Source organism: Streptomyces sp. SPB074, assembly GCF_000154905.1.
Classification (GTDB): domain Bacteria; phylum Actinomycetota; class Actinomycetes; order Streptomycetales; family Streptomycetaceae; genus Streptomyces.
In genome coordinates, this window is the sequence record NZ_GG770539.1 from 4,827,690 (window position 1) to 4,837,038 (window position 9,349).

The following is a 9,349-nucleotide window of genomic DNA, read 5'->3' on the forward strand; positions in this document are numbered from 1 at the left end:
CCAGCGGGGTGTGGCGCAGCTTGGTAGCGCGTCCGCTTTGGGAGCGGAAGGCCGTCGGTTCGAATCCGGCCACCCCGACCATCGGCACCGGCGTCAGGAACGCGCGGGCGCCGGCATACAGGAGCGCGATCAAGGTCGCGCCGCGATCGCGGTAATGCCCGCGCCAGGATCGCATTGCGGGTCTCCTCACGCGCACGGTTACTATGCAAGCTGCGTGCCCGTGTGTCCGCGTTTCCGGTGGACGAGCCCAGAGCCCTCAATGGCCCTGGAGCGTCGTGCCCATCGAAGAACGTGCCGGATGCTCCCGGGCCCTCATCGTCCGGTCCGCACGAACGGTGTGGCCGCGCACCACCCAGAAGTCAGCCACCAAGGAGACCTAACCGTGAAGAGCGCCGTGGAGACCCTGAACCCGACCCGGGTTCGGCTCACTGTCGAGGTGCCCTTCGAGGAGCTCAAGTCCAGCCTCGACGCGGCGTACAAGAAGATCAACCAGCAGGTCACGGTGAAGGGCTTCCGCAAGGGCAAGATCCCGGCCCGCATCATCGACCAGCGCTTCGGCCGTGGTGCCGTGCTGGAGGAGGCCGTCAACGACGCCCTCCCGAAGTTCTACACCGAGGCCGTCAACGAGGGTGAGCTCAACGTCCTCGGCCAGCCCGAGGTGGACATCAAGGAGCTGAAGGACGGCGAACTGCTCTCCTTCACCGCCGAGGTGGACATCCGTCCCGAGCTGGAGATCCCCGACTACACCGGCATCGAGGTCGAGGTCGACCCGATCGAGGTCGCCGAGGAGGACGTCGACAAGGCCGTCGAGGAGCTGCGCGAGCGCTTCGCCTCGACCTCCGCCGTCGAGCGTGCCGCCGAGGACGGCGACGTCGTCACGATCGACCTGGAGGCCAAGGTCGAGGGCGAGGTCCTGGAGGACGGTATCGCCAGCGAGGTCTCGTACACGATCGGTTCGGGCGAGCTGCTCGACGGCATCGACGAGGCCGTCAAGGGCCTTGAGGCCGGTGGCGAGGCCACCTTCACCTCCGAGCTCAAGGGCGGCTCCGCGGCCGGCAAGGAGGCCGAGGTCGCCGTCAAGGTCTCCAAGGTCGAGGCCCGTGAGCTCCCCGAGCTGAACGACGACTTCGCCCAGCTGGCGAGCGAGTTCGACACCCTTGAGGAGCTGCGCGCCGACAGCCGCAAGCGCCTTGAGAACATGAAGCAGTACGACCAGGCCACGCAGGCCCAGGAGCGCGTCCTCGACAAGCTCCTTGAGCTGGTCGAGGTCCCGATCCCCGAGAAGCTGCTCGCGGACGAGATCGAGACCCGCACCCACAACCTGGAGCACCACCAGCTCCCGCAGATGGGCCTGGACCTCGACAAGTACCTGGAGATCCAGGGCAAGACCGCCGAGGAGTTCAAGACCGAGACCGAGGAGCAGGCGGTCAAGGGCATCAAGACGCAGTTCGTCCTGGACGAGCTCGTCTCCCGCGAGAAGCTGAACGTCTCGCAGGAAGAGCTCACCGAGCACCTGCTGCGCCGCGCCTCCTCCTCCGGCATGAGCCCCGACCAGTTCGCCCAGGCGGTCGTCGAGGGCGGCCAGGTCCCGATGCTCGTCGGCGAGGTCGCCCGCGGCAAGGCGCTCGCGACGGTGGTCGAGGCCGCGACGGTCAAGGACACCAACGGCGAGGTCGTGGACCTCAGCGACGACGAGGACGAGGAGGAGACGGCCACGGAGGCCGTCGAGTCCGCCGAGGCCGAGTCCGCCGACGCCGACGCCGAGGCCGAGGCGAAGTAAGCGGTAGTACGCACCTGAGGGGCCCCGGGATCACGACACCGATCCCGGGGTCCCTCACGCGTACGCCGCTCCCACATACGCCCCCCACGTGCCCCCACGTACGCCCCTCCCGCGCACGCCCCCGCCCGCGCCGCTCCCACGTACGCCCGCCACCCCCACCGCTCCCGACACCGCCCCCCCGGAAGCACCCCCACCCCACCGCCGCTCCACCCCCGCAAACCACCCCCTCCGCCCTCCCGCCAAGCCCCCCGCCGCCGTGCCGCCATCGCTCCCGCCCCCGCCGCCGGAACCTGCGCTCACAGCGAACAGTTCCGAATGCGGGATGGCCTGCGCCGACCCGCGCGTTAGGGTCCTTGAATACGAGGGCAGGGGAGTCCCCGAAGCCCCGTCGAGCACGGCGGGCGGCCGGGGTCCCAGGCTCCAGCAGACGACGTAAGACGGCCCGGTGCCGTCGTCAAGACGAGCAGGTGGATACGTGACGAATCTGATGCCCTCCGCCGCCGGCGAAGCCTTCAGTGGTGGTGGTCTCGGCGACCAGGTCTACAGCCGACTGCTCGGCGAGCGGATCATCTTCCTCGGCCAGCAGGTGGACGACGACATCGCCAACAAGATCACCGCACAGATGCTCCTCCTGGCGGCCGACCCGTCGAAGGACATCTACCTCTACATCAACAGCCCCGGCGGCTCGGTGACCGCGGGCATGGCGATCTACGACACCATGCAGTACATCCCCAACGACGTGATCACGATCGGGATGGGCATGGCCGCCTCGATGGGCCAGTTCCTTCTCACCGGCGGTACGCCTGGCAAGCGGTTCGCCCTGCCGAACACCGACATCCTCATGCACCAGGGCTCCGCCGGCATCGGCGGTACGGCCTCGGACATCAAGATCCAGGCCGAGTACCTGCTGCGCACGAAGAACCGGATGGCCGAGATCACGGCGCGGCACTCCGGCCAGACGATCGAGAAGATCATCAGGGACGGTGACCGCGACCGCTGGTTCACCGCCGAGGAGGCCAAGGACTACGGCCTCATCGACGAGATCATCACGGTCGCCTCCGGCGTCCCGGGCGGCGGCGGCACCGGGGCCTGATCCGGCCCCGCCGGTACCGGGGCCACGGCCCCCTTCCGGGACGCGCCCCCGGTCCGTGCCTCTCCTGACGAGACTCCCCGCCCGAAACGCCACAGGATGGTGAACACCCACATGAACAACTTCCCCGGCAGCGGCCTCTACACGGGCCCCCAGGTGGACAACCGCTACATCGTCCCGCGCTTCGTCGAGCGCACCTCGCAGGGCGTGCGCGAGTACGACCCGTACGCGAAGCTCTTCGAGGAGCGCGTGATCTTCCTCGGCGTGCAGATCGACGACGCCTCGGCCAACGACGTCATGGCGCAGCTCCTGTGCCTGGAGTCGATGGACCCCGACCGGGACATCTCCATCTACATCAACAGCCCCGGCGGCTCGATGACCGCGCTCACCGCGATCTACGACACGATGCAGTTCGTGAAGCCGGACATCCAGACCGTGTGCATGGGCCAGGCCGCCTCGGCCGCCGCCGTGCTGCTCGCCGCCGGTGCCCCCGGCAAGCGGATGGCACTGCCCAACGCGCGCGTCCTGATCCACCAGCCCTCCAGCCAGACCGGCCGCGAGCAGCTCTCCGACCTGGAGATCGCGGCCAAGGAGATCATGCGGATGCGTACGCAGCTGGAGGACATGCTCGCCAAGCACTCGACGACGCCGATCGAGAAGATCCGCGACGACATCGAGCGCGACAAGATCCTCACGGCCGAGGACGCTCTCGCCTACGGGCTTGTCGACCAGATCACGACCCCGCGTAAGGTGGTGGGTTCCGCCGCCTGAGGTGGCGAATTCCGCCGCCTGCGCGGTGGTTTCAGCGGGTTTCCCGCCTACCGGGCCCCTCCCGGTTCGGTCACAGTCCGTGTGAACCGGGCCCGGGGGGCCCGGACGGGGCTCCCGGCAAGGTACCGTCGAGTTGAGGGACCAGGAGTCGGCGCGGCGCGCGCGTCTCCCAGGCGAAGGGGAAGCACCTCGTGGCACGCATCGGTGACGGCGGCGACCTGCTCAAGTGCTCGTTCTGCGGGAAGAGCCAGAAGCAGGTAAAGAAGCTCATCGCAGGTCCCGGTGTGTACATCTGCGACGAGTGCATCGATCTCTGCAACGAGATCATCGAGGAGGAACTCGCCGAGACGAGCGAGGTGCGCTGGGAAGAACTGCCCAAGCCCCGCGAGATCTACGAGTTCCTGGAGGGCTACGTCGTCGGCCAGGAGCCGGCGAAGAAGGCCCTCTCGGTCGCGGTGTACAATCACTACAAGCGCGTCCAGGCCGGTGAGAACGGCGGCCCCTCGGGCCGGGACGACGCGATCGAGCTGGCGAAGTCCAACATCCTCCTCCTGGGCCCCACCGGCTCCGGCAAGACGCACCTGGCGCAGACCCTCGCGCGGATGCTCAACGTCCCGTTCGCCATCGCGGACGCGACCGCGCTCACCGAGGCCGGGTACGTCGGCGAGGACGTCGAGAACATCCTCCTCAAGCTCATCCAGGCGGCCGACTACGACGTCAAGAAGGCCGAGACCGGGATCATCTACATCGACGAGATCGACAAGGTCGCCCGCAAGAGCGAGAACCCGTCGATCACGCGCGACGTGAGCGGCGAGGGCGTGCAGCAGGCCCTCCTCAAGATCCTGGAGGGCACCACCGCCTCGGTGCCCCCGCAGGGCGGGCGCAAACACCCGCACCAGGAGTTCATCCAGATCGACACGACGAACGTGCTGTTCATCGTGGGCGGCGCCTTCTCCGGGCTGGAGCGCATCATCGAGGCCCGCGCGGGTGCCAAGGGCATCGGCTTCGGCGCCACGATCCGGTCCAAGCGCGAGATCGAGTCGAGCGACCACCTGCGCGAGGTCATGCCCGAGGACCTCGTCAAGTTCGGGATGATCCCCGAGTTCATCGGCCGCCTGCCCGTCGTCACCTCGGTGCACAGCCTCGACCGCGAGGCGCTCCTGCGTATCCTGGTCGAGCCGCGCCACGCGCTCGTCAAGCAGTACCAGCGGCTCTTCGAACTCGACGGCGTCGAGCTGGAGTTCGAGCACGAGGCGCTGGAGGCCATCGCCGACCAGGCGATCCTCCGGCAGACCGGGGCGCGGGGTCTGCGCGCCATCATGGAAGAGGTCCTCCAGCCGGTCATGTACGAGGTGCCCTCGCGCCAGGACGTCGGCCGCGTCGTCATCACCGCCGACGTGGTCCGCTCCAACGTCAACCCGACCCTCATCCCGCGCGAGGCGCGCGGCCGGGGCGCGGGCGAGCAGAAGTCGGCCTGAGTCCGCCCGCGTTCACCGGGACGCGTTCACAGGGACGCGGACGACGGAAGCGGTACGGGAAGGGGTCGGTCGCCCATCCCGGGGGCCCGCCCCCTTCCCGTACCCCCGGCTACTTCTCGACCCGTACTTCCTTGCGGAGCTTCGCCGTCAGTTCGGCGGTCTTCGGGAGGCTCGGGGCCTCCTCCAGCATCACGTCGCCGAGGTTGGTCGGCATCGCGACGCCCATCGTGGAGTGGTCCGCCCAGGCACACACCGCGATCTTCATCTTCGCGGGGACACCGTTCTGCCCGCCGCCCTCCATCTCGCCCGTCGCCTGCTGGCACTTGAAGACGGCGCCGTCGCCGTCCGCGGGCTCGTACTCCTTCGGCGAGCCGACGAAGGTGGGCTTGTTCCTGCCGCCGTCCTTCTTGGCGTCCTTCTCCAGCACCTGGAAGAGCACGTCGACCGCCTTCTCGGGATTCTTGAGCTTCCCGTAGGCGCCCGCGTAGCTGAGCAGGCTGATCTTCTTGAGGTCGGCCATCGTCTGCGCGGTGGAGGGGTCGGCGGTCTGGTAGCCGGCGGAGAGGGCCTTCTCCACCTCGGCGTCCACACCGAGCTTCTTCATCTGCGCGATGTCGTCCTCGGGGAAGTCGTCGTCGCCGCCGTCCCCGTCCTTGGTCTTGTCGTACGAGCCGAGCACCGTCTGCGGCGCGGTGAGCTTGTGCGGGCCGTCGTCCGGGAGCCCCGAACCGCCGTCCGAGCCGCCGAGCACGAAGTACGCGCCCACGGCGAGCGCCACCACGACGACGGCCCCGCCGATGATCAGCCCGTTCCGCTTCCCCTTGCCGCCGCCCGCGCCGCCGGCCTGCGGGGCGCCGGGCAGGCCGCCCCCGTAGCCCTGCTGCGGGACCTGCTGCCCGTAGGGACCCGGCTGCTGGGCGTACGGCCCCGGCTGCTGGCCGTAGGGGGACTGGGGCTGCCCGTACGGCCCCGGCTGCTGGGCGCCGCCGCCCTGCGCGTACGGGTTGGGCGTCTCCTGGCCGCCGCCCTGCCCCGGAGACCCGTACGGCCCCGCTTGCGGCGTGCCGTATGGGCCCTGCTGCGGATACCCGTACGGATTCGGACCGTTGCCCCCGGGAGGCTGCTGCGGTTGCGAGCCCCCGTAGGGGCCCGGCTGCTGCTCGCTCATGCTGGGCTTCCCTCTCGCTGCGTACTGCTGACTGCGTACTGCTGACCAGGCACGGCTGACCGCTCACCGCTCACCGCTGAGTGCGAAACCGCGAACCGCGAACCGCGAACCGCGAACCGCGAACCGCGAACCGCGGGCCGCGGGCCGCGGACTGCGACGGCGTACCGCGGATGCCCGGCGCGCGGGCCGCATGTCGCGTACGCGACAGCCCGTGCCGCAGCCATCCTGTCCGAAAGCACCCGGCGCCGGACGGGCGGGGGCCGCACTGTTACCAAGCCGGAGCGTCCTCGCGGCAGCGCGGAAACCCGGTACGGGGCAGTTGCCCCGCCGCTCTAAACTGGCCGGGTGACCGAGAACTCTCAGCAGACTCCAGCGCCCGCCTCCGAACTGCCGACCCAGTACACGCCGGCCGACGTAGAGCGGCCGCTGTACGAGCGCTGGGTCGAGCGCGGCTACTTCGAGGCCGACGCGAAGAGCGAGAAGCCCCCGTACACCATCGTCATCCCGCCGCCCAACGTCACCGGCTCGCTTCACCTGGGCCACGCCTTCGAGCACACGCTCATCGACGCCCTCACCCGCCGCAAGCGGATGCAGGGCCACGAGACGCTGTGGCAGCCCGGCATGGACCACGCCGGGATCGCCACCCAGAACAAGGTCGAGCAGCAGCTCGCGGGCGAGGGCAAGTCCCGCCACGACCTGGGCCGCGAGGCGTTCATCGCCCGCGTGTGGCAGTGGAAGGAGGAGTTCGGCGGGAAGATCCTCGGCCAGATGCGCCGCCTCGGCGACGGCGTCGACTGGTCCCGCGAGCGCTTCACCATGGACGAGGGCCTCTCGCAGGCCGTCCAGACCATCTTCAAGAAGCTCTACGACGACGAGCTGATCTACCGCGCCGAGCGCATCATCAACTGGTGCCCGCGCTGCCTCACCGCGATCTCCGACATCGAGGTGGAGTACCAGGACGACGACGGCGAGCTGGTCTCGATGCGGTACGGGGACGGGGACGAGTCCATCGTCGTCGCCACGACCCGCGCCGAGACGATGCTCGGCGACACCGCCGTCGCGGTCCACCCCGACGACGAGCGGTACCGGCACCTCATCGGCAAGCTCATCAAGCTGCCGCTCACGGACCGCTCCATCCCCGTCGTCGCGGACGCGCACGTCGATCCCGAGTTCGGCACGGGCGCCGTCAAGGTCACCCCGGCGCACGACCCCAACGACTTCGAGATCGGCCGTCGCCACGACCTGCCGACGCTCACCGTCATGGACGAGCGCGCCGTCATCACCGTTCCCGGCCCCTTCGAGGGCCTGGACCGTCTCGAAGCCCGCTCGGCGATCGTCGCCGCGCTGCGCGAGGACGGCCGGATCGTCGCCGAGAAGCGGCCGTACGTCCACTCCGTCGGGCACTGCTCGCGCTGCGCCACCGCCGTCGAGCCGCGGCTGTCGATGCAGTGGTGGGTCAAGGTCGGCCCGCTGGCCGAGGCCGCGAGCGGCGCGGTCCGCGACGGGCGCGTCAAGATCCACCCGCAGGAGATGGAGAAGCGGTACTTCGACTGGGTCGACAACCTCCACGACTGGTGCATCTCGCGGCAGTTGTGGTGGGGCCACCGCATCCCCGTCTGGTACGGGCCGGAGGGGCAGACCGTCTGCGTCGGTCCCGGCGAGGAGCCGCCGGCCGGCGAGGGCTGGCACCAGGAGACCGACGTCCTCGACACCTGGTTCTCCTCGGCCCTGTGGCCCTTCTCGACCCTCGGCTGGCCCGAGCGGACCGAGAGCGTCGCGAAGTTCTACCCGAACTCCACCCTCGTCACCGGCTACGACATCCTCTTCTTCTGGGTCGTCCGGATGATGATGTTCGGCCTCTACGCGATGGACGGCACGCCGCCGTTCTCCGAGATCGTCCTGCACGGCATGGTCCGTGACCAGAACGGCAAGAAGATGTCCAAGTCCTTCGGCAACGCGGTCGATCCGCTCGACTGGATGGACAAGTACGGTTCCGACGCGCTGCGCTTCACGCTCGCGCGCGGCGCCAACCCGGGCGTCGACGTGCCGATCGGCGAGGAGTGGGTCCAGGGCTCCCGCAACTTCACCAACAAGTTGTGGAACGCGACCCGCTTCGCGCTCATGAACGGCGCCACGGTCGAGGGCGGGCTCCCGCCCGCCGAGCGGCTCTCCGCGACCGACCGGTGGATTCTCTCCCGGCTGGGCGAGGTCACCGCGCAGGCCGACGCCCTCTACGACGACTACCAGTTCGCCAAGCTCTCCGACCTCCTCTTCCACTTCGCGTGGGACGAGGTCTTCGACTGGTACGTCGAACTGTCGAAGTCCGTCTTCCAGGCGGGCGGACAGCCCGCCGAGGACGCGCGCCGCGTGCTCGGCGAGGTCCTGGACGTCACGCTGCGCCTGCTCCACCCGATCGTCCCCTTCGTCACCGAGACGCTGTGGACGACGCTCACCGGGCGCGAGTCGATCGTGGTCACCGACTGGCCGGTGGACTCCGGCTTCCGCGACGCCGCCGCCGAGGCGGAGATCGCCACGCTCCAGCGGGTCATCACCGAGGTCCGGCGCTTCCGCGGCGACCAGGGCCTCCAGCCCGGCCAGCGGGTCCCGGCCCGCCTCCACCTCGACGGCACGGCGCTCGCGCCGCACGAGCCGGCCATCCGCCAGCTCCTGCGCCTCCAGCCGGAGGGCGAGGGCTTCACCGCCACCGCGACGCTCCCGGTCGAGGGCGCCGAGGTCGCGCTCGACCTCTCGGGGACGATCGACGTCGCCGCCGAGCGCAAGCGGCTCACGAAGGACCTCGCCGCCGCCGAGAAGGAGAAGGCGCAGGCGGAGGGGAAGCTCGGCAACGAGGCGTTCCTCGGCAAGGCCCCGGAACCGGTCGTGGAGAAGATCCGCGGGCGGCTGCGGAAGGCCGAGGAGGACATCGTGCGCCTGACGGGCCAGCTGGAGAAGCTGCCGCAGGGCTGACGCCCGGCAAGGATGCCCGCGAGCCCCGGTACACGAAGTCCCGGCATACGGAGGCCCGGTCCCCCGCGTTCTCGCGCGGCGAACCGGGCCTCTTC

6 protein-coding genes and 1 tRNA gene are annotated in these 9,349 nt (G+C 69.7%); 6 read left to right on the forward strand and 1 reads right to left on the reverse strand.

Annotated elements, in window-relative coordinates; all coding sequences use genetic code 11:
* Positions 1-4: 4 nt before the first annotated feature.
* From SSBG_RS20295 to clpX, 5 genes are all read left to right on the forward strand, one after another.
* Positions 5-81 (forward strand) — tRNA-Pro (locus SSBG_RS20295).
* 301 nt (positions 82-382) lie between these two features.
* On the forward strand, positions 383-1,780 hold the full coding sequence (tig, locus tag SSBG_RS20300; protein WP_008747940.1) for a trigger factor: 1,398 nt from the start codon (positions 383-385) through the stop codon (positions 1,778-1,780).
* Positions 1,781-2,267: 487 nt separating this feature from the next.
* Complete coding sequence (locus tag SSBG_RS20310) at positions 2,268-2,873, forward strand: ATP-dependent Clp protease proteolytic subunit (protein ID WP_010271700.1); 606 nt, start codon at positions 2,268-2,270, stop codon at positions 2,871-2,873.
* A gap of 96 nt (positions 2,874-2,969) precedes the next feature.
* Complete coding sequence (locus SSBG_RS20315; RefSeq protein ID WP_007827091.1) at positions 2,970-3,641, forward strand: ATP-dependent Clp protease proteolytic subunit; 672 nt, start codon at positions 2,970-2,972, stop codon at positions 3,639-3,641.
* A gap of 191 nt (positions 3,642-3,832) precedes the next feature.
* Positions 3,833-5,119, forward strand: a complete 1,287-nt coding sequence (clpX, locus tag SSBG_RS20320; protein ID WP_008747942.1) for an ATP-dependent Clp protease ATP-binding subunit ClpX — start codon at positions 3,833-3,835, stop codon at positions 5,117-5,119.
* Positions 5,120-5,228: 109 nt separating this feature from the next.
* On the opposite strand, the gene SSBG_RS20325 is transcribed toward clpX, so the two are convergent.
* The gene (locus SSBG_RS20325) at positions 5,229-6,287 is read right to left on the reverse strand and encodes a hypothetical protein (protein WP_008747943.1); all 1,059 of its coding nucleotides are present in this window, start codon (positions 6,285-6,287) and stop codon (positions 5,229-5,231) included.
* 345 nt (positions 6,288-6,632) lie between these two features.
* On the opposite strand from SSBG_RS20325, the gene SSBG_RS20330 reads away from it, so the two are divergent.
* On the forward strand, positions 6,633-9,254 hold the full coding sequence (locus tag SSBG_RS20330; RefSeq protein WP_008747944.1) for a valine--tRNA ligase: 2,622 nt from the start codon (positions 6,633-6,635) through the stop codon (positions 9,252-9,254).
* The last annotated feature ends 95 nt before the right edge of the window (positions 9,255-9,349 follow it).

Coding starts and splice junctions, on each gene's coding strand:
- SSBG_RS20310 (WP_010271700.1), top strand. CDS start 2,268: ATGCCCTCCGCCGCCGGCGAAGCCTTCAGTGGTGGTGGTCTCGGCGAC.
- SSBG_RS20315 (WP_007827091.1), top strand. CDS start 2,970: ATGGTGAACACCCACATGAACAACTTCCCCGGCAGCGGCCTCTACACG.
- SSBG_RS20325 (WP_008747943.1), bottom strand. CDS start 6,287: ATGAGCGAGCAGCAGCCGGGCCCCTACGGGGGCTCGCAACCGCAGCAG.